This window comes from Vibrio sp. Y20_XG_PY13, assembly GCF_024181925.1.
In the GTDB taxonomy this organism is placed as follows: Bacteria; Pseudomonadota; Gammaproteobacteria; order Enterobacterales; family Vibrionaceae; genus Vibrio; species Vibrio parahaemolyticus.
On record NZ_JAMZAL010000001.1, the window covers coordinates 969,229 to 989,624 of the forward strand.

Annotated in this window: 18 protein-coding genes; 10 read left to right on the top strand and 8 right to left on the bottom strand. The window is 45.5% G+C overall.

The genetic code is table 11. The features are described 5' to 3' along the window. Nucleotides 1-2 precede the first annotated feature (2 nt). From NL646_RS04245 to NL646_RS04260, 4 genes are all read right to left on the bottom strand, one after another. Nucleotides 3-791 (bottom strand): alpha/beta hydrolase, encoded by a 789-nt coding sequence (locus tag NL646_RS04245; RefSeq protein ID WP_253663886.1) that lies wholly within the window; start codon nt 789-791, stop codon nt 3-5. Between the two features lie 848 nt (nt 792-1,639). Further along, complete coding sequence (locus tag NL646_RS04250) at nt 1,640-1,906, bottom strand: hypothetical protein (protein ID WP_005464185.1); 267 nt, start codon at nt 1,904-1,906, stop codon at nt 1,640-1,642. 339 nt (nt 1,907-2,245) lie between these two features. Next, complete coding sequence (locus tag NL646_RS04255) at nt 2,246-5,404, bottom strand: efflux RND transporter permease subunit (RefSeq protein ID WP_253663887.1); 3,159 nt, start codon at nt 5,402-5,404, stop codon at nt 2,246-2,248. Between the two features lie 13 nt (nt 5,405-5,417). Further along, complete coding sequence (locus NL646_RS04260) at nt 5,418-6,575, bottom strand: efflux RND transporter periplasmic adaptor subunit (protein ID WP_253663888.1); 1,158 nt, start codon at nt 6,573-6,575, stop codon at nt 5,418-5,420. A gap of 741 nt (nt 6,576-7,316) precedes the next feature. Here NL646_RS04260 and NL646_RS04265 point away from each other — a divergent pair. Together NL646_RS04265 and NL646_RS04270 are read left to right on the top strand one after the other, a co-directional pair. After that, nucleotides 7,317-8,834 carry a phospholipase D family protein gene (locus tag NL646_RS04265; RefSeq protein ID WP_086582194.1) on the top strand — a complete coding sequence of 506 codons (1,518 nt, stop codon included), beginning with the start codon at nt 7,317-7,319 and terminating at the stop codon, nt 8,832-8,834. Between the two features lie 123 nt (nt 8,835-8,957). Then, complete coding sequence (locus NL646_RS04270; RefSeq protein ID WP_025635575.1) at nt 8,958-9,545, top strand: trans-aconitate 2-methyltransferase; 588 nt, start codon at nt 8,958-8,960, stop codon at nt 9,543-9,545. 68 nt (nt 9,546-9,613) lie between these two features. On the opposite strand, the gene NL646_RS04275 is transcribed toward NL646_RS04270, so the two are convergent. Next, nucleotides 9,614-10,084 carry an ASCH domain-containing protein gene (locus tag NL646_RS04275; RefSeq protein ID WP_140130105.1) on the bottom strand — a complete coding sequence of 157 codons (471 nt, stop codon included), beginning with the start codon at nt 10,082-10,084 and terminating at the stop codon, nt 9,614-9,616. 238 nt (nt 10,085-10,322) lie between these two features. Between NL646_RS04275 and NL646_RS04280 the strand changes: the two genes are divergently transcribed. Both NL646_RS04280 and NL646_RS04285 read left to right on the top strand, forming a co-directional pair. Further along, nucleotides 10,323-11,174: a tetratricopeptide repeat protein gene (locus NL646_RS04280; RefSeq protein WP_005464201.1), complete on the top strand. Its 852-nt coding sequence runs from the start codon at nt 10,323-10,325 to the stop codon at nt 11,172-11,174. Nucleotides 11,175-11,187: 13 nt separating this feature from the next. Next, nucleotides 11,188-11,583, top strand: a complete 396-nt coding sequence (locus NL646_RS04285; protein WP_005464146.1) for a DUF2391 family protein — start codon at nt 11,188-11,190, stop codon at nt 11,581-11,583. A gap of 3 nt (nt 11,584-11,586) precedes the next feature. Here the strand turns inward: NL646_RS04285 and soxR are convergent, their stop codons facing one another. Continuing rightward, nucleotides 11,587-12,024: a redox-sensitive transcriptional activator SoxR gene (gene soxR, locus NL646_RS04290; RefSeq protein WP_005464169.1), complete on the bottom strand. Its 438-nt coding sequence runs from the start codon at nt 12,022-12,024 to the stop codon at nt 11,587-11,589. 200 nt (nt 12,025-12,224) lie between these two features. Between soxR and NL646_RS04295 the strand changes: the two genes are divergently transcribed. The 5 genes from NL646_RS04295 (at nt 12,225) to fusA (ending at nt 18,936) form a co-directional block, all read left to right on the top strand. Beyond that, nucleotides 12,225-13,433 (top strand): MFS transporter, encoded by a 1,209-nt coding sequence (locus tag NL646_RS04295; RefSeq protein WP_253663889.1) that lies wholly within the window; start codon nt 12,225-12,227, stop codon nt 13,431-13,433. Between the two features lie 154 nt (nt 13,434-13,587). Then, nucleotides 13,588-14,469 carry a LysR family transcriptional regulator gene (locus NL646_RS04300; RefSeq protein WP_253663890.1) on the top strand — a complete coding sequence of 294 codons (882 nt, stop codon included), beginning with the start codon at nt 13,588-13,590 and terminating at the stop codon, nt 14,467-14,469. A 101-nt stretch (nt 14,470-14,570) separates the two neighbouring features. Continuing rightward, nucleotides 14,571-15,575, top strand: a complete 1,005-nt coding sequence (gene dgcN, locus NL646_RS04305) for an N-acetyltransferase DgcN (protein ID WP_253663939.1) — start codon at nt 14,571-14,573, stop codon at nt 15,573-15,575. Nucleotides 15,576-15,625: 50 nt separating this feature from the next. Beyond that, complete coding sequence (gene dgcA / locus NL646_RS04310) at nt 15,626-16,618, top strand: N-acetyl-D-Glu racemase DgcA (protein WP_253663891.1); 993 nt, start codon at nt 15,626-15,628, stop codon at nt 16,616-16,618. A gap of 293 nt (nt 16,619-16,911) precedes the next feature. Then, on the top strand, nt 16,912-18,936 hold the full coding sequence (fusA, locus tag NL646_RS04315; protein ID WP_253663892.1) for an elongation factor G: 2,025 nt from the start codon (nt 16,912-16,914) through the stop codon (nt 18,934-18,936). Between the two features lie 78 nt (nt 18,937-19,014). Here fusA and NL646_RS04320 read toward each other — a convergent pair whose 3' ends face one another. Next, complete coding sequence (locus NL646_RS04320; protein ID WP_140155090.1) at nt 19,015-19,209, bottom strand: hypothetical protein; 195 nt, start codon at nt 19,207-19,209, stop codon at nt 19,015-19,017. A 187-nt stretch (nt 19,210-19,396) separates the two neighbouring features. Between NL646_RS04320 and NL646_RS04325 the strand changes: the two genes are divergently transcribed. Continuing rightward, entirely contained in the window at nt 19,397-20,209 is an 813-nt protein-coding gene (locus NL646_RS04325) for a phosphotransferase (RefSeq protein ID WP_049877745.1), read from the top strand. On the opposite strand, the gene nqrM is transcribed toward NL646_RS04325, so the two are convergent. Continuing rightward, nucleotides 20,187-20,396, bottom strand: coding sequence for a (Na+)-NQR maturation NqrM (nqrM, locus tag NL646_RS04330; protein WP_005464141.1), 210 nt, complete (start codon nt 20,394-20,396; stop codon nt 20,187-20,189). The two genes, NL646_RS04325 and nqrM, sit on opposite strands and share 23 nt — an antisense overlap.

A 20,396-nucleotide genomic window follows, 5' to 3' on the forward strand; every position in this document is an offset into this window, starting at 1 on the left:
TTCTATCTCTTGTTCTTTAAATATGTATCAATATCTTTTAAACGTTTACTAGCCATGTTAGTACCAGACATCATCAGTTGTCTTCGATAGGATTCAACACCAAAATAGGGTAATGTATGTGGGCTCTCTGTGACCTCTCCATTCATCACCAATCCTAAAAACTTACAGCAACGGACGAGACTACTTGTCGACAATGGAGTTTGCCTCGCAGCAATGTTGGGGACAATATCAAAAGGGTTAGTCCTGGTTTTCGTGTAATTAATCTTCAAGCCAAGCTGCTGTGCATTTTTCCCTATCTTCGTTGTGTTTGCGCCCCCTGCGTGCACCACGACTTGTTGATTCAATAATCTTAAGCTCGGATTCTTTTTTCTAACATACTCAAGCGCAGAGTTAAAAATAATGGCACCTTGGCTATGTACTGTCCATTTGACTTGTTTACCCTGCTTCGCACATTGTTTCATTACCGCTGCAAGGTGTTGAGCATTGTGCGAAGTGAAACGAGTTTTGTCATAAACACATTCAATCAGATCTAGCTTCGCATTATCAGAAGGGTTGTGAAACAACGTATACTCTGTAGGCTTATCTTCTGTATATGCCACCTGCGTATGAACTCCCATTAATGTCGCTGCTTTCTCATAATCATTCAGCATTCCATTTACCGAGGCGTGAAGCGTGTTAACTTGATGTGTAGAGCGTGCCTGAGCATGATCCCACTCAGCCAAAAGTAACTCCGCTTCCTCGTTACTCTGTGTTCCATCGTATTCACTTCTTCTACCTTCTATTTTTTTCACGTGGTACATCTGGGTTCTTTGTTCTGGATGTCTTCCGATCTCCTTGCCATGCAATCTTTCATCAAATGCAATATCATGAATTACAACGTTTCCATCTATAAGTATGCAAGTTAACAGGTAATGGTAATTTTTGAAGGGATATCTGGTGCGAAATATTCGAAGCAATGGATTACGTTTATGTCTAACTACCGACGGTGCGCTTGGATTCGATGAAAGAAAATACATTTCTTTGATAACTTGTTTCTAATCATACTCATTTAGAGACGCAAGCATGATGAGAGATTGTCTTGATAGATACAGCTTTTTATTGCTAAAGAGTGCAGCCGAAATTCTCACTCGCCCATGTAAGAATTGTTCGATTTCATTAACCGATTTATTATTTAGCCCAATGTAATCAAAAGCCTCTTTCCTTTCAATAAACTCCCAAGTCATTACGAATCCCCATTCAAATAAAAGTGGGACATATACTAAGGTATGATGAAGGATAAAAAGGAGACTAGATCTTTTCGAAATTTCAAATATATAGCATCGCCTCCAATTTAATGAAAACAACAATTTTAAAAATTACACTCATCCCTATACTTGATGATAATTCACTAGATATATACATCTATTGATATAAAGGTTAAGTGCCTTAAATCTCGTTTGAAACAAGAGACACTTAACCATTGAACTAGAAATTATTGAGATACTTATCCATAGATACTAATTATACAGTACACCTGTAACAAAAAGGCCAGCCTGAAAGGCTGGCAAGTAGAGCAACAAGGTCAACGCCTACTGCTAACTAGCGTCGAACTCGTATTGGATACATCATTTTAATTTTATTGATTGTTCACAATCGGAGGTTATGACTTGCTCGCTTCGTCTTTGCGGCACTTCACCTTTACCAGCTGTGCCTGCTCATCTTTGATGTTTTTCACGATTCGAGCATCACGCGCATCAATTGCGTCTATGTTCATTTGCTGAATATCTGCTACAGCTTCATGCTTCATTTCAGAAAAGTCCTGACGTAAATCTGAGCTCCACTCTTCTCTGTCTAAAGTGTTAGCAGCAGCGATTGGCGATGAAGTTACAACAATAAGACCTAGAGTAGATAGAATTACGCTTTTCATAATAAGCTCCTTGAGGATTAGCAGTTCATTTTGGTTACAATTTATATACTGCACATACGATGCCAACTTTTTAACCCTTTAAATTCAATAACTTAATTAAATGTTCGTTTTTTATATTTATATCAGCATGGTAAATTTCGCACCCCAAGTGTTAAATTAACCAAGCAAATCCAACAGCCAATTTCATTCAGTTAATCTATAGTATAGAGCGCCATTTCTCCTCACAGTTATCGGCTCAAAACGTGTGCCTCAAACATTCATCTAAAGTCATTCAGGCCTAAATCCTCGGCATAAAAAAAGCAGCCCGAAGGCTGCTATTTATTATTAAGAAAAGAGATGCTAGTTCGATGTATTCGCAGAAATATCTGAAGATACTGACGATTTTCTAAAACGACCAATGACACGCAGGAAGAAGCGCTTAATCGCTCGAAAGATGTTTTTAATATCTTCAAGCATTAGATACAGACAAGGTACTAACACCAACGTCAGGACTGTGGCATACAGCACAGCAAAGCCCAAAGCGACGGCCATTGGTATTACGAAACGTGCTTGTAGACTGGTTTCGAACATAATAGGCAATACACCCGCAAAGGTCGTGATGGATGTCAGCGTAATCGCTCGGAAACGCGCGCAACCAGCCTCAACCACCGCCTGCTTGATGGTCATCCCTTTCTCTCGCACTTGGTTCACATAATCTGTCATCACCAACGAGTCGTTGATCACCACACCTGCAGCTGCGATCAAACCGAATGTCGACATCATGCTAATGTCTAGCCCCAACCAGAAATGTCCCCAAATCGCCCCTGTTAAACTAAACGGGATAACGGACATCACGATAAGAGGCTGGGTATAGCTCTTCAATGGTACGGCAAGCAAGATATAAACAATGATCATCCCTGCCACAAAGAACATGATTTGTTCGTTGCGTTGCGCGGCTTGCTCTTCGATGTCACCACCCAGCTCTGTTTTGACACTTGGGTGCAGCTTCTTCATATCAGGCAAAATACTATCGTCGATGATTTTCACAATTTCTTGTGGCTCAACGAGTTCTTCATCAATAGAGCCGTACACATAAACGGTTTGATAACCACCTTCGCGACGAATTGTGCTAACCCCAGGCTGCTCACTGATATTCACGACATCGCCCAACATCACTTTCTTGCCTGCTGGCGTAGTAATGACAGCGTAACGCAATGAAGAAAACGCTTCACGAGTCAGTTGAGGATAGCGAACCATGACTTTGATCTCTTCACCGTCGCGAATCAAACGCTGTGCTTCTCCGCCGTAAAAACTTCCGCCGACTTGTTGCGCAATCATGGTCAAGTCAAGACCAAGATCGTACGCAACAGGCGCAAGAGAAAGAAGTACTTCTTTGCTGCCTGAATCAATGGATGACGAGATATCGAACAACCCTTCTTCTTGCTGCAAACGTTCAATCAAGTAACGTCCTGCTTGATTAAGTTCATTGATGTTGGAGCCAAACAGTAAGTAGCCAAACTCATCACGATCGCCACCACCTGCACTTTGTTCGCGGATCTTGATACTCTTCACCCCCGGAATAACAGGCATCGCCTCACGCCAGCGTCGAGCAAGTTCAAAGGTATTGAACGGACGAATTTCCTCATCGACAAGCGGTACTAACACTCGTCCTTCGGTGCGGCTTCGATTGTAAGAAAGCACATCGCGAATCATACCTTGCCCATGATCAGCAATAGTTTGAGACTCGACCTCTTGCATGACACGCTCGATGGTTTTCAACGCTTCAATGGTTTGCTCACTGGAAACCGTGTCATTCATTTCAATAGTAATCGCAGGGTAATCGGTCGGTACTTTCGGGTTAGGGATAACACGCACATAGTTGGATTTAACCAATGCAGCACTGATCAGCAATAAACCACAGAACACAGCAAATACCGTCCAACGCCAATGCGTACAGGCTTTCACGAAGTTACGATAAGTGCCGTTTACAAAGCCGAAGAAACGTTGGTTGAAACGATCTCGCCACCCACCAGGTTTGACGGGTTTAAAATGGGTATGCGCCAAGTGCGCTGGTAGGATCAACTTTGATTCAATCAAACTGAAGATCAAACACAGAATCACGACACCAGCAATGCCGTAAAAGAAAGCGCTATCAATACCACTCGAAAGCAAGAATGGTGCGAATACAGCAATCGTTGTCAGAACACCAAATGTCGCAGGCGTAGCAACACGTTTGACACCGCGTACCACGTTCTCGACACCGCCGCCCTTTTCTTCGATTTCACTGTACGCACTTTCTCCCATGACGATGGCGTCATCCACCACAATTCCGAGCACCATGATGAAAGCGAACAGCGAGACGATGTTCACTGTAATACCCAAAGCTGGCATCATCATCACCGCACCAAGGAAACATACAGGTAAGCCGATCATTACCCACATCGCCAAACGGAAACGTAGGAAAATCGTCAACATGATCGCAACAAGCACCGCGCCTTGCAGCAAGTTTTTCAGCATCATGTCGAGACGACCATTTAGGTAATACGTCATGTCGACCAGAATTTTTAGCTGAACATCACTCGGCAAAGTTTTGTTTTTGGCTTCGATGTAGTTACGAACTGACTGAGCAACCGGAATGATGTTTTGATCGCGCGTCGCTTCGACTGACATGTAGATAGCATTTTGACCCGAATACTCGAAGTAGCGCTCTTCTTCGGTAAAACCATCTTTGATGGTGGCAATGTCTTGCAACAATACCTTGGCACCATTGGCACCTAGCTTAACGGGAATATTTCTAAACTCATCTCCACGGTAATATTGGTTCTCGATTCGAACCGCAATCATCCCGGAGTTTGTTTTGACTTCGCCCGCCGAGAAGTTTGCCGAGTAACGACGAATGGCATTGCTTACGTCATTCAACGTTAGGTCATACTTACGCAGCACGAGGGGATCGACTTCAATCGCAATCTCTTCCTCTGGCGCACTTAAATACACCAACATGACGTTATTAAGCTGCAGAAGCTCATCTTCAATCTGCTTCGCAATCGGCTTAAGCTCTTCAAGAGGCCTGTCCCCCACCAGCCCCATTTCTATCACGTCTTGTCGCCATTCAACCTGATAGACATTGATGGGCTCCATGCCAAGAGGCAGGTTAGAAATAGTATCGATGCGCTGATTCACATCATCAAGCACTCGCTTGATATCCGCGTTGACATCAACTTCGATAGAAATATAAGCACTGCCACGAGAAGCTCGTGACACCACTTTTTTAATGCCAGTAACGTCTTTGATCGACTCTTCTACTTTGACCAAAATACTCTCTTCAATTTCTTGAGGAGACGCACCTGGATAAGTCGCGCGAACGTCGATGTAGTTCACTTCGATATTCGGGAACATCTGACGCTGGATAAACATGTAACTCACGATACCCATGATGATAATAAACACCATCAACAGGTTGGCAGCCACAGGGTTATTGGCAAAATAGGCAATGATGCCCTTTTGATTCGTATCTTCCATGACAAACTCCTACTTACTGTACGACGGTTTCGGAGTCGTCATTCTTTTTTGCAATTTGAACCGCCATGCCTTTTTGAGGGTATTCAGGAAGAGTCAGGACCAATTGGTCACTTTGTTCCAAACCTTCACCTACCAACATGAATTCTCCCTCCGCTCTTAATACTGTGACAGTGCGAGGCTGAAGTTGATTTTCATCGTTGACGACCCAAACCGTGCGGTTTTTCACTAATTCTTGTGGAAGACGATAGATATGCTTGAGCTCTTTGCCCGTAAAGCTGACTTCTACGTAAGAACCAAATTTGATTGGCGGTTGCTGGTTATCGATGCCATAAGGGTCTTCAACCTGAATCACCATATTGATCATGCGTGTGGCGCTATCAATCATTCCCAAATCGCGAACGACTTTACCTTCACGTGTAGTCGAGAGAATGCCTTGCTGAGTTACAGTTGCTGTCAGCTCTTTGATTGACTCCGGCAAAAACGCACTATCAAAACCAGCAATTGGAACATGCACTTCCGCCACTTCGATGTTATTCAAAGTTGCGACACGAGATCCCGACGTCACAAACTGACCCACACCGACATCACGCTCGACCACTAAAGCATCGTATGGCGCAACCACTCGGCAGTTTTCCAAGTCGCGATTTGCACGTTTGAGAGCGGCTTGAGCAGACTTCACTTGCGCTTGCGCGCTAAGCACCTGAGGTTTACGCAAGTACAGATCGGAAACTTGCTTGTCGCTAAGTTTTTTCGCTTGGCGTTTCGCCACTTCCGCTTTTGCTTGTTCTTCAATTAACGATGCTCGAGCACTAGCCAGACCCGCTTCAGCTTGAAGTACGGCCGCTTCATAATTATCGCTTTCTATCGTGAATAGCACTTCCCCACGCTTCACGATGCCACCGGTTACAAAATTAGGGTGCCAACTGATCACTTCACCGCTGACTTGAGCAGAAAGGTGTGTTTTTTCGAATGGAACCAATTCGCCATGGCTGGTAATCACGACTTTATGGTCAGTAGGAAAAAGAGAAGAGGCTCGAACTGTGGGTTCGGTTATGGTTTCTTTTGTTGACTCTTTCTCTGGAGCTGTCGCTGCAATCGCGGCATATCCAGCGTAAGATCCGCCGACGACAACGAAGGGTAAAAGCCAACGTACTATGGGTTTTGCTAACATCAAAAATCCTTTTTTATTGTTGTATTCAGCCGAATGCTCTTGTTGGTTTTTCAACCTAAATGCGACATCAAAAAGCATAATGCTCAATGAGTTAGCAAGTACTCCCTGTGAGCAATCGGTGAGTTCATTGCATCTGAAATAGACGAAGATATTTGTACTTCTGTAGCGACTAACAACATGGTGTGTGGCCGTTACATCATTCAACTAACTTGAAACGAAATCATGCAGTTCAAGGCAAGGAACCCGTGTTCGTTGCCTGCTTGCTGAGGCCAATTTCAAGTAAAGTAAGAGAGCTGCGTTTTTCTGTGGTGACTAGCCACAAATAACCGTCTATTCAAAGTTAATAAAATTAACAAAAAATTAACCAGTTCCGCAAGTTGTGCTGACTTACTTCTTTTGTCTCTAGGCAAACGCTGTGCCAAACATTTACCTCAATAAATTCATATGGTTATATATTTCAATTGATTTATTACAGAGCGCTATTGGTTATTATCGCCAGATATTAGTGATAATGACCAATACAACAAGAAACATAAGTAAAATAAATGATTTTGTGCGCCATAAAAATAAACTGAAATTAGGAGAAAAACGCGCCCAATACCGCTTTCTTCCCGCAGTATGCTCTCACTTCATGGATTTACTTGACTAAACACTCGTTCTTTGGCCGCGATAACTGCACGTTGAAAGCACTTATGTCTATACTTCAATACAGTAAGGTTTTGTAAGACAAGGAAATGTGCATTGTTACATACGCTCTCCAAATTCATTTTCGCATCCATGTTCTCAGTGCTTTCAGCATGCTCATCAATCGAATCAAATCAGCCAAGTGAGAAATCCACAACTTTCCATTTCGGCTATCAACAAGATTCGGTTCTGGCTCATTACTTTGAAGCTTATGGCCAAGATCCTAAAACCATCACTGGCTTTTACCCGCTCAACCAAGGACACGATGCCCTTCTTGCTCGTACTTCTCTCATCGAGTCCGCACAAAAAAGCTTGGATCTTCAGTACTATATTTATCGCGGTGACGAAACCAGCCAGCTGATCACTTGGCGTTTGTACGAAGCAGCCAAACGAGGCGTCAGAATCAGACTGCTGCTTGATGACATGCAAAAACGCAACGACAACGTCATGGCGGCTCTAAATGCGCACCCCAATATTGAAATACGCCTGTTCAATCCTCATCAATACCGCTCCGCACGAATCTTTGCGTTAACCAGTGACTTCGAACGTCTGAACCGCCGAATGCACAATAAATCGCTGATTGCTGACAGTGTCTCTGCGATTGTCGGTGGACGAAATATTGGTAACGAGTATTTCTCTTTTGAATCAGAAGTAGAGTTCGGCGACTTCGATTTACTGCTCTACGGGGAAGCCGTGCAGCAAACGGCGGATCAGTTTGATCTTTATTGGAACAGCGTACACGCCGTGCCGATGGAGTGGATATCGCCAGAGTCTCAAAGCGTCTCCGATGCCGCGATTCAAAAACAAGTCACCAAACTGAACTTGCAAGAGAAATTCTCTTCTGGCCGATACGATTTTACCGCCTTGGATATGTATCAAGACCTCAAACAAGGCAAACTGAACTTGTACTGGGGTGATGGACAAGTTTGGTTCGATTTGCCAGATAAAGTCACGACACACGATAGCCAATTAGTCGGAAACTTAACCGAGCTACTAAAAAGTGTTGAGCACTCTTTCGTGCTCATCTCGCCTTATTTCATCCCAACAGAAGCTGGCACAAAAGCTCTGACGAATGCAGCTAAGCGAGGTGTCGACATCACCATCGTCACCAACAGCCTTGCGTCGAATGACGTCTTTGCCGTTCATGGCTGGTACGCCAAATATCGTGAAGATTTGCTCGAATCCGGCATCAAACTTTGGGAAGTGAAATCCAGCGCGAAGCTCAAGAGTAAATGGAGCTTAACGGGCAGTAGCCGTGCGAGCTTGCACGCAAAGGCAATGACGATTGATGACAAAACATTGTTCGTCGGCTCCATGAACTGGGACCCTCGATCTGCGGCTTTGAATACCGAAATGGCCGTTGTGATTGAACAACCGGAATACGTGCAAGCATTTTTGGCAAAATTACCCAGCCAACTGAAAGACAACGCGTATCGACTCACTCTACGTGACGGAGACATTGTTTGGACAAACACCAAAACTGGTGAGGAATATGATTCGGAACCCGAAGCAGGCGTTTTTCGCCGATTAGGCGCTTGGTTCTCCGGCATTTTGCCAATAGAAGATCAACTTTAACTTGGTCACATTCTCTGCATTTCGTTAGCGCTGCCAAAAATAGAGTTGTGTAGGCTAGCTTCAAGGACAGCAAAAACGCTATTCAAATTTGAATGGCGCTTTTTATAACGAAAAGGAAATTCAATGTCAGTTTCATGGGATCCGTACTATCAAAAAATCGCTCAACAACCACACAGGGTCAATGTAGAGAAAGCCCTACAATTTCACACATTAGCAAAGAAAATTGCCGTTGACGCTGGCTGCGGTACAGGGAGAGACTCCAATTTTCTTCTCGCACAAGGCTTTCGTGTTCACGCATTCGACAACAACTCAGATGCAATAAAAACCTGTGAGACGCGTTTTTCTGAACAGCCGAACTTCTCCATCTCGCAAGCGTGTTTCAGCGATTTTGATTACCCTAAGTGCACCCTATTTATTGCTAGCGCCAGCCTGTTCTTTTGCCCAAAAGCGCACTTTGAAAACGTGTGGAATCAAATCGATTCTTCTTTGCCATCAGGTGGTGTTTTCTGCGGGGACTTTTTAGGCGTGAACGATTCTTGGGTTGATTCAAACTCGCATGCTCATCTAACCTCACTCACTCGCCAGCAAGTCGAGCAATGTTTTGAAGGCTATGACATCGTCTCCATGCATGAAAGAGATGAAGATGGCACCACCATAGTCGGGACGCCTAAACATTGGCATGTATTCAGCGTCACGGCAGTGAAACGCTAATCTGAACGCAGGAATAAAAATAAAAACAGCACCAAACTCGGTGCTGTTTTTTAGTCACTCAACGCTGATTATTCAGATGGATACACCACTTTAAAGCGTTCTAGAACCAGCAAACGTTGCTCATGCCAATCGATGTTCAACTCATCGCACTCGGCTTTAAAAAATGCAGCATGTGCGTCACGCCACCAGTTCAACGTTCTATCACCTTCGCCTTCTGCGTAGGCAAACTCTGCGGTGACTTCATCGTATCGACAGGTGCTCACGTCCGTCATTTGAATTACACAAACAGGCTCACCGTCCCAATTGGTGACGACTTGCAAATGCCCGACCTCTGGCATCGACTCCCCGTGCTCGCTGTACCACAACTCCATACTGCACGATGCCGTTTTCTGCCCAATACGAACGAGTTCGGCACACACATTCGCGTTGTACTCATCGGCACAATAGTAGTCAGCACTGACTGATGGAATAGCACTTTTCTGCTCTGGGGAGAGCGCATCAAGATACCGATTTAAGTAGTTTTTGGCTTTTGCGTCCATGCACTTATCACACTTGAGAAAGAATTAAGGACGAGCATAACCAGTTGTAAAACAAAGAACAACTGACCAAAGAGTTTACCGTTCACAAACCTGTCTTTCTGCTTCCACTTTTGTCTTGAGCCATAAAAGTTGCGCAAAAGCGTGACAAGCATTTCTTTTGTAATAACTTTGCTAAACGTTTGTTCGATTTGCTATGGTTGCAGGGTCTATCTGTACTCTTCACGCAAAAGGACGTTTTATGCGCTTATTTATTGCCCTCTTCTTCTCCCTGATTCTCTCTCTCCCGACTCTGGCATCCGAAGAAAAATATTCTGAATCAGATCTATTAGATAGACCGTTAATGGAACGCTATATTTTAGATGAACTTAAATCCTTACGTCAGGATTACCAAAGCCTTGAAAAACGAATGATCACCGAGATCACCGATCGTGAATTAACGGTGGCGGATAAATCGCTGAACTACGCAAATGTGACGGTAACGTACTTCTTCTACATCATCGCGGGCGTGGCATCATTGATCGCCTTTGTAGGTTGGCAGTCGCTGCGCGAGTTTAAACACAACACAAAAGAAATGGCGGACAAGCGATTGGAAAAAATCGCTCAAGAATATGAAAAGAAATTTGTTGCGCTGGAACGAGATTTAAAACGCAAAACTCGCATCATCAGTGAAAACAACAAAGAGATTGAAAAGATCAACGAAATCCACAACTTGTGGTTACGTGCTCAAAGTTCGCAAACGCCGGAACAACGTATTGAGATTTATGACGAAATCTTGGTAATTCGGCCTGGTGACCTTGAAGCATTGACTTACAAAGCCGATGCGGCCATGGAAATAAACGAATACCATTGGGCGCTAAGCATATGTAACCGAGTGCTCGAGGTAGATTACACCAATGGCCCTGCGCTTTACCAACGCGCTTGTGCGTACTCTCGATTAGGGATTGAGGAACAAGCGATTGAAGATCTGGAACGCGCCATTGACTACAGCCCTTCAATTCGCGATTTGTTGGCAGAAGAACGCGATCTTGAATTGCTGCACGGTAACGAGCGATTCGAGAAGCTGTTGCAGCTGAGCAATAACAACGAATAACGGAACCTACAACATGAGCAGCCACTTTAATCTTGAAGATGCCAGCCAAGTATTAGTGGGCGCTTTTGCCCTTGCTGTGCCTATCTCTTTTTCGGAAGAAGCATGGCGATTGGGTGAAAGCTTACCTATGATAAACCTGCTCATGTTGTTAAGCCTTTCTGTGATTTTTCTCAGTTTTTTCGCTTATCAAAGCGTCTTTCAAAGCCACATTAGAAAGCGCATTCCCATCTTTGTATTTCGCGTTGTGATCGCCTATTCCATCGCCGCTATCGTGGTGGCTTTGGTGCTATTTTGTCTCGACAAGTTGCCGCTCTTTACAGACCCGATCGTTGCGATAAAACGCGTTATCGTCATCACAATGCCAGCGTCGATGGGCGCGATTGTGGTGGACAGTTTCGACAAAGAATAACGCTTACGCCCCTTCTTCTAAGGTCAAATTCGAACCTGAATGATCTTTGCCCAACACATCTTCTGGGTTTCGCAGTGCGCAGGTTTCTAACGACAAACATCCGCAGCCAATGCATCCACCCAAATCGTTTTGTAAGGCTTTGAGTTTTTGAATCTTTTGTTCTAACTGTTCATGCCAATGGCTCGCCATGACTTCCCATTGCTCTTTGTTCGGAGCTTGGTGTTTCGGCAGCTCATCTAGCGCATGTTTAATTTCTTCTAACGATAACCCAACTTGCTGAGCCGCTTTAATCACCGCGACACGGCGCAAAACGCTACGGTGGTAGCGGCGCTGATTGCCTTGATTTCTCCAACTCGAAATCAGTCCTTTTTGTTCATAAAAATGCAGGGCAGAGACTTTCACTCCAGAACGTTTTGCCACTTCTCCTACGCTGATTTCCATCCTTGACTTCCCGTGTTTCTATTTTGTTAAAAAAAGCTTTACCTCAAGTTTACTTGAGGTTCTAAAGTTACACCATCTTAAATAACGCTAAACCCAGACGGTCTCGAAATATTGCGTTCAGGACGCATAACTTGGTTGACAAACACAGCACCGCTAGAAGCCAACGTTTTGAAATCCATTGGGAATTTGAGGCAAACATAATGAAAAATAAAACTCAGCCGTACTTAGCAGGCCGCTTCTTCGACAGTATATCCTCTGGCTTGTTCATGATGGCACTGCCATGGGTCATGCTTTCCGAGCCCAAAATGGGCACATTCGTCGCTTTAGTTTCTCTGAGCTGCACCGCGATTTCTTTTCTGACAACGCCTTTCTTTTCCACTTTAGTGGACCGACACTCACGAAAAGCACTCCTCGTGCTCAATCAATGGATTCAATCGGGCATGGCTTTGGTGGTGTTCATTGCTTATTGGTTAGGGTTTGAGTCCCCCTGGCTGTTGGCTTTTGCGCAATTGGTGTATTGGGTTTCGAGTAACTTTGCATGGACGACCAACAACGCCTTCACTCAAGAAAATTATCAGCATCACGAATACGCAAAAATTTCGGGGCAGCAAGAAATTGTAATGCAATCCACGACCCTCGGCGCTGGAGCGTTGGGTATTGTTTTGCTTGAAATGTGGGGCATGAAAGAGTTTGCTTTGTTTGCGGCCAGCGCATCCGCTTTAGCGGCGATGTTCTATATTCTGACGCCGTACACCCAACAATTGAGGGGATCAAAGTCCGTTGCTTTCATCGCACAACTCAAAGAGAGCAAACAAATATTCCGTCTCGAACCCCGATTTTATGGCTTTATTTTGCTCTCTTGCCTCTCTTATCCTGCATTGACGTATTTGAGCAAATTGGTGCCGATTTGGTTTTCTGAACAAGGCATCTCTGGCGATTGGTTTGCAGGGTTCAACATCAGTTTTGGTCTCGGCTCGTTACTAACAGGTTTCATTGTCACCAAAGTGCTGAGTCGCGCCTCCCATAGCCACATTATGCTTGCTTCGATGGTCATGGTATCTCTAGCGTTTATCGGAATGAGTTTTGCGATAAGCCCGCTGACCATCTTATTGTTTACGGCTCTGTTTGGTGTGTTTAACGCGCTAAATCGCATTGCGAGAGTCAACTGGATGCATCACACCGTAGCGGTTCATCAACGAGGTCGCGTCGATGGCGGCATCAGCATGTTTGCCACCACCATTCAATCTATCAGTTATGTCCTGATTGCAATGTTGAGTCATTACGAACTAACACAATACGGTTTTGCAATAGCAGCTGTTGTCATAGTGTTAGCAGTGGTTTTGATGGGATTACTCAGCCGAGACGTCGAGCCGTTTAACGACCTACCCCTTCATGCAGCAGCAAAGTGAAGCATAGAAATTGAGAAGTTGAGAAATTGAAAAAGCGAGATAAGAAGGCAACCAACATCGTCTTCCTATTTTTTACGCCAGCACTTTTGCCTCTATCGCTCATCAGCAAGGTTGGGTATTCTGAGGTGACCAACATGAGCAGAGGGAAATCGCAGTGAACTTAAGACAATTGGAAGTCTTTTACGCCATTATGCAAGCAGGAACGGTGTCTGGTGCTGCTCGCTTACTGCACGTTTCCCAGCCCAATGTCACTCGAGTTCTCGCCCATACAGAGCAACAACTGGGCTTCGCTTTATTTGAACGCGTAAAAGGTCGCCTCGTTCCCACTCAAGAAGCCAAAGCCTTATTGCCAGAGGCAGAAAAAGTCTATCAACAACTCGGACAATTTCGCTCTCTGACCAACAAAGTCAAACAGGGAACTCAACATTTACGAGTCGGTGCCCCGCCTGTTTTGGCCGCGCACTTGTTAGCACCGACTGTCGCGTTGTTGTCGAAAGAGCACGGCATCTCCTTTGAGCTCTTAACGGCCAATCGCGATGAGCTGTGCTCAGGATTACTGAAACATGAATTGGATGTCGCCATCGCGTTCGGTGAAGAAACACCACCAGCGATCATGGGGCACGTGTTATTGAAAGAAAACTTAGCACTGATCGCTCCTAAAAGCGCAGCGATACCCGCAGAAAAAACCGTCATTTTAGAAGAGCTCATCAGTGACGATTTATCCATTATCGGTTTAGATAGCCGAGACCCTCTGGGCTTATTGCTGCATCAAACCTTATCGGCGCGTAACGAGCATTCTCAACATGCCATCACCGTACGCAGCTACTCCGCAGCGGCTGAACTGGTGAAACACCAAGCAGGGTTCGCCATTGTAGACCCATGGACCGCAAAACAATATCGCCAAGATGATGCCGTCTCCGTGCATGCTTTGGAGCCAAACATGTCCTTCTCTGTCTCTATTTTATTCGCAGAGCACACACCTCAATCCATTGCGACAAAGCAATTTATCACCGCCCTAAAACAACAGATGGTTTAAAGGTATAACTTGAAGTTATACCGGCCTAACAAATAAGCATTCGGTTTCCTAAATCAGTCTGGCTACATTAATGAGCAATAACGATGACGAAGGGAACCATCATGCAAATTGCTCAACCTTATCTACTCTTTCTTGGCGATGTAACCGATCCACTCGCAGCAAAAACCGCGCGTGGCATTTACCAATGGCGACCTGAGATTTGTCTTGGCCAAATCCGCCTGACACCAGAAACCGTATCGCTTGGTTTAACCGACATGACACTACAACAAGCGCAGCAGCAAGGAGCAAAAACGCTGGTGCTTGGCACAGCAAACCCAGGAGGCGTCATTCCCGAAGCTTGGCAAGCAACCTTACTTGAAGCGGCAGAAATGGGATTTGAAATTGCATCGGGCATGCACCAACGTTTGGCGGAATTTGCTCCTCTTGCCGATCTAGAACAACGCGGATTAACCAAACTATATGATGTTCGCCATTATGATGTCCCGCTCAAGGTCGGCAATGGCAAAGCTCGCGCAGGCAAGCGAGTACTTACTGTAGGAACAGATTGCTCCGTTGGCAAAATGTACTCTGCCCTCGCCATTGAACACACATTAAAGCGTAAAAACTGTCGCGCAGAGTTCAAAGCAACGGGTCAAACTGGAATTCTCATCGCAGGCAGTGGCATTTCAATTGATGCCGTAGTTGCCGATTTTATCTCCGGCGCAGTAGAAGCGATCAGCCCCGACTTCACTGACCACGATTGGGACATCATCGAAGGGCAAGGTTCGTTATTTAACCCTTCGTTTGCTGGCGTAAGTTTGGGCTTACTTCACGGCGCACAAGCGGACGCTCTGGTACTGTGCCATGAGATTGGTCGCCCGCACATCCGCAATTTACCACATGCGAGCTTGCCAACCATTGAACAAACGATAGAAGCGAATCTGGCCGCGGCTCGCCTAACAAATCCAAAAGCTCAATTAGTGGGTATTTGCTTAAATACTTCGGCGATCAGCGAAGAAGATGCTGCCCAGTTATGCCAGGATTGGAGCGACAAATATCAGGTGACCGTCACCGACCCTGTGCGTTTTGGCGTTAATGCGGTTGCAGATAAGATCCTTACTATTTAAGAAACATTTACGGTTTAGAAAATAACTGCGGTTTAGGGAAAACTAGTGAGATGAAAATTCATGTAGAACCCGTCACGATTGCTATGGCGACACCATTTCGCATCTCTCGCGGCAGTCGGACAGAGTGCCACGTAGTCCGCGTGACAATTGAACATCGAGGCATGATCGCCCAAGGAGAATGCACGCCATACCCACGTTATGGTGAATCGGTTGAATCGGTGATTAAGGCGATTTCTCACGCCGCGCATGAACTGCAAAGTTTGTATGCCAAAGGTGATGCTGATGTGATGGCTCTCAAAAGCCAGCTTCAATCGTTATTGCCCGCAGGGGCGGCAAGAAATGCATTGGATTGCGCGCTTTGGCATCTTCACGCGCTTTTGAGCCAAAAGCAGCAGGTTCACGACCTCTTTACGTTACCTGAGGCGATTGTGACGGCGATGACGGTTTCTATCGACACGCCGCAAGCGATGGCAAAACAGGCACAAGCTTACCTTAGCCAAGGCGCAAAACTGCTTAAGGTAAAACTGGATGGTGAAAACGTGATTGAGCGCGTTGCAGCAGTACGCGATGCCGCTCCGCACGCGCAAATTGTCTTAGATGCGAATGAAGCATGGCAAAGCCTCGACCTCGCGACGGTATTTGCTCAACTCGAACCGTTTAATATCACCATGATCGAGCAACCGTTGCCACAAGACTGCGACGACGTACTCGCCAGCATTCCGCACCCCATTCCACTTTGCGCCGATGAAAGTTGTCACACCAGAGAGCAATTGCATCAACTGCTTGGAAAATACGAGATGGTGAATATTAAGCTAGATAAAACAGGCGGGCTCAGTGAAGCATTATTGCTGGCCGACGATGCAAAAAAACTCGGTTTTAGACTCATGTCCGGTTGTATGTTGGGGACGTCGCTTGCGATGCGTGCTGCGTTACCCATTGCTGCTCAGGCAAGCGTTGTCGATCTTGATGGCCCGGTGTTGCTCGGACAAGATGTAACGCCGAGCTTAGTTTATCGCGACGGCGAAATCGTTCTTTCCAAATAGCCTAAGCAATCCAGAGGTTTTGATCGAAAAGTCAGAACCTCTCAGTTTATGATCTCGATTAAAAAACAATCAGCCCCATCATGAAATAAGTCACATAAATTATACGGTTATTACGGCATGCTAAGATTACAGTAGTCCAAGAAGGTGGTCTTATGCATCGAGTCATCCGGAAAATGACATGGAAGACGAATAGGCGGTAATCCCGCCCTACTCCAATGCAGTGCGTGGGTTTCTATAGCAACCCACTTCCTAGCAATTCGTAGGTTTTTCACGCCATCTTGCAAGGAGGCTCTATGCCTATCAACAAAATACGCAATATCGCTTTTGTCGGCCAAACCGGGACCGGTAAAACCACGCTGATAGAAAAACTGCTCTTCACCTGCGATGCCACGCACCATTTAGGCAGCGTAGAAAAAGGCGATACCGTTACCGACTTCGACCCTCAATCCATCCAATATCAACACAGTATTGAAGCAACGCCAGTCGCACTGCGCTGGAATAAACACCGGCTTAATATCATCGACACTCCGGGACAAAACGAGTTACTTGGCCGTACGATCAGCGTTTTTCCTGCCGTTGAAACATCCGCCCTTGTCATCGACCCTCAAACACCACTAAACCAAACTTCCGATCGCTTATTCACCTTTGCAAAAGAGCAGCAAAAATGTCAGATGATCATCATCAATAAGCTCGATAACCACGGTAATCAGTTAGAGAGATTGATGGAGAACATCGTTGAGCATTTTGGTGACCACTGCTTGCCGATCAACTTACCTTCGACTGACGGAGAGTCTGTAGTTGACTGCTATTTCGAACCAGAATTGGGACGAGAAACCTTACTTGCAACGGTAGATGAAGCTCATGAGACCTTAATTGACCAAGTCATCGAAGTCGATGAAGAACTGATGGAACTGTATCTGGAACAAGGCTCCGAACTCACCGCAGAGCAACTGCATGATCCATTTGAAGAAGCACTGAGAACTGGACATGTGATTCCGGTCTGTTTTGTCTCAGCACAAACTGGCGCGGGCGTCGAGCTGCTGCTACGCACCTTGGCGGAGATCATGCCCATGCCAAACGAGGGTAACCCTCCTCTACTGGAAAAGAACGGCAAAAAAATCAAAGTAAATTGCGAAACCTTAGAGCACACCGTCGCACACGTGTACAAAGTCAGCGTCGACCCATACATGGGAAAACTTGCCTACTTACGTGTGTATCAGGGTGAAATCAATGCGGGCAGCCAGCTTTATATTGGCGAAAGCAACAAGGCATTTAAAGTTGGGCACTTATATCAACTGCAGGGCAAAGATAGAACCGAGATCCCTCGCGCGCTTGCAGGCGACTTCTGCGTTTTAGCCAAAGTGGATGATCTCGAATTCGATTCAATCGTTCATGACTCTCACGAAGAAGATGGTGTTCAACTCAAAACGTTGGACCTTCCTGACTCCATGTATTCTTTGTGCTTGAAGCCTCTTAAGCGTGGAGATGAGCAAAAATTAGGAGATGTGCTGAATAAAATTGCCAGTGAAGATCCTTCGCTGCGCATCGAACATCGCGCTCGCACCAACGAAACCATCATCAGCGGCCAAGGGGAGTTTCACCTCAAAGTCGCATTAGAAAAGATGGCGAACGTGTACAAACTGGAAGTCGAAACCTGCCAACCAAGCGTCGAATACTTTGAAACCATCACCAAATCTGCCGAAGGGCATTATCGACACAAAAAACAAAGTGGCGGTGCAGGCCAGTTTGGTGAAGTGCAATTGAAGGTTCGTCCACTCGAGCGTGGCGCCGGATTTAAGTTCATCAACAAAGTGGTGGGTGGCGCCATTCCAACCGCGCTCATTCCTGCTGTAGAAAAAGGTATTTTGCAAGCGTTAGAGGAAGGCGCGATTTCTGGCAACCCAATTAAGGATGTGGAAGTCACCGTTTATGACGGTAAATATCACTCCGTCGATTCGAAAGAAATTGCGTTTGTCATCGCAGGTAAGAAAGCCTTTTTAGATGCGATTAACAACGCCGATCCTATTGTGTTAGAACCCATTGTCCAGATGGAACTGCACATCCCAACCGCGAACGTTGGCGATGTTTCTGGTGATTTATCTGGAAACCGAGGCTTGATCGAAGGCACCGAGCCAATCGACAGCAGCTTCACCTTACTCAGAGCCAAGTCACCAGTAAATGAGCTGCAAGATTACGCTCGTCGATTACGCTCCATCACTGGTGGTGAAGGCAGCTTTAGTATGACCTTAAGCCATTACGAGCCCGCGCCACCAGCAGTGCAAAAACAGGTCTGCCAAGGCAGTGCACAACAAGGTTAATTCCCTAAGGTTCAAATCAATCACATAAATAAAAAAGCGCCCTCATTTTGTTGAGAGCGCTTTTAGGTAAAAGAAAAATTATCTATCGAGAGACAAACCTATCTGACTGATTTTGCTTTCAAACTCTTCGATGCTGTTCGCTTTGTAAGTCGGAGCACCGTTAAAGTAGCGCGGTTTCTCTGGCAGCATCGCATTTTTCAGCTCTTGTTCTTGATCGATATTGTCATGGTAAACCGTTACACGATTTGGAATATCCTGCTTCATTACAGCCATTGTGGTTCTCCTTTATTAAGACGAATAGTAAGCGTAGAACGAATTTATCGGAGTACAGACGAGACTGTGTAAAATTTAGACACTCACAGCAAAATCATATTTAAACAGTTGCATTTAATATTTTTGAGGCACTTTGTCGTGGCTATTGGCAAACGTGAGTGCAGCGATTAAGGTGAGATCTCTCTACATGAAGGCAGGAAGTCCGGTGTCGCAGCAAGAACTCAACCAAATGGGCAGTGCCAAAGTTTTTCTCATCGAAAAAGATGGCGTCCAAGTAATAGAAAAACGTAACCCTACTCAAATAGAAGTGGCGTTTTATCAACGCTATGCCGAACAGTTTAACGCGCTTGGAATACACGTACCGCGCTTGATTCAATTCGACGACCAGAAAAACGTTCTGCACATTGAATACGTTCCCCACGCAGTCAAGCAAGCATTCTTACTTGAAGATGGTCGAGTCATTGAACAACTCCTCAAACTGCACCAACTTCCACCAACATCAGATGGTATTTATCACCGCCATCAGTGGACACCACAAGCGACCCAACAAGCACTCACTACACTTGAACTGGGCTCAGAGACAGAACAGTTCTTCCACAACCTCCAACAACGATCGGCGCACCTTTTCGATGGGCACAACTTGATCTCCGGAGACTCGAATGCTGGAAACTGGGGACAGCGCGAAAATGGCGAACTAGTGCTGTTCGACTGGGAACGCTTTTCTACAGGGCATGTCGCGATAGATTTAGCGCCGCTCATCGAAGGCATGGGCACATTTGATGATTACTTGAAGGTGGCAGGCAGATATATAAAGTGCGCCGAGAAAGGTGAAACAACAGAATTGGCGCGCGATATCGGATTAGCAAAAGCGTGGATCGTCGTCGAGGTAGTCAACATACTGGTCTCCAGAAAAAATCCGCAGACCAGCAAATATTTGGACTGGTTTCGACAAACCTTGCCGCAATGGGCCAAAAGCCTTAGCGCTCAGGTGATGAGTTAGGCTCTGAGATTTGATACAAGTGACGCTCAGGCTCTGCACACGTGGTTTCGCAGTTGCATACTTTGTCGACACCGACGTTGTTTAAACCGCCGCAACTTCCTTGAATACGCTTGTTATGAAAGATAACCCCAAGCGACATCAACAAAATAATCGCGAGAAAACCAAGAAAGGTAAACAACCAAACCAT

Excerpts from the sequence above, each read along its gene's own strand:
- fusA (WP_253663892.1), top strand. The coding sequence starts at position 16,912 with ATGCCTATCAACAAAATACGCAATATCGCTTTTGTCGGCCAAACCGGG.
- NL646_RS04270 (WP_025635575.1), top strand. The coding sequence starts at position 8,958 with ATGTCAGTTTCATGGGATCCGTACTATCAAAAAATCGCTCAACAACCA.
- NL646_RS04320 (WP_140155090.1), bottom strand. The coding sequence starts at position 19,209 with ATGGCTGTAATGAAGCAGGATATTCCAAATCGTGTAACGGTTTACCAT.
- soxR (WP_005464169.1), bottom strand. The coding sequence starts at position 12,024 with ATGGAAATCAGCGTAGGAGAAGTGGCAAAACGTTCTGGAGTGAAAGTC.
- nqrM (WP_005464141.1), bottom strand. The coding sequence starts at position 20,396 with ATGGTTTGGTTGTTTACCTTTCTTGGTTTTCTCGCGATTATTTTGTTG.
- dgcA (WP_253663891.1), top strand. The coding sequence starts at position 15,626 with ATGAAAATTCATGTAGAACCCGTCACGATTGCTATGGCGACACCATTT.
- NL646_RS04250 (WP_005464185.1), bottom strand. The coding sequence starts at position 1,906 with ATGAAAAGCGTAATTCTATCTACTCTAGGTCTTATTGTTGTAACTTCA.
- NL646_RS04275 (WP_140130105.1), bottom strand. The coding sequence starts at position 10,084 with ATGGACGCAAAAGCCAAAAACTACTTAAATCGGTATCTTGATGCGCTC.
- NL646_RS04260 (WP_253663888.1), bottom strand. The coding sequence starts at position 6,575 with ATGTTAGCAAAACCCATAGTACGTTGGCTTTTACCCTTCGTTGTCGTC.
- NL646_RS04285 (WP_005464146.1), top strand. The coding sequence starts at position 11,188 with ATGAGCAGCCACTTTAATCTTGAAGATGCCAGCCAAGTATTAGTGGGC.
- dgcN (WP_253663939.1), top strand. The coding sequence starts at position 14,571 with ATGCAAATTGCTCAACCTTATCTACTCTTTCTTGGCGATGTAACCGAT.
- NL646_RS04325 (WP_049877745.1), top strand. The coding sequence starts at position 19,397 with ATGAAGGCAGGAAGTCCGGTGTCGCAGCAAGAACTCAACCAAATGGGC.
- NL646_RS04280 (WP_005464201.1), top strand. The coding sequence starts at position 10,323 with ATGCGCTTATTTATTGCCCTCTTCTTCTCCCTGATTCTCTCTCTCCCG.
- NL646_RS04255 (WP_253663887.1), bottom strand. The coding sequence starts at position 5,404 with ATGGAAGATACGAATCAAAAGGGCATCATTGCCTATTTTGCCAATAAC.
- NL646_RS04295 (WP_253663889.1), top strand. The coding sequence starts at position 12,225 with ATGAAAAATAAAACTCAGCCGTACTTAGCAGGCCGCTTCTTCGACAGT.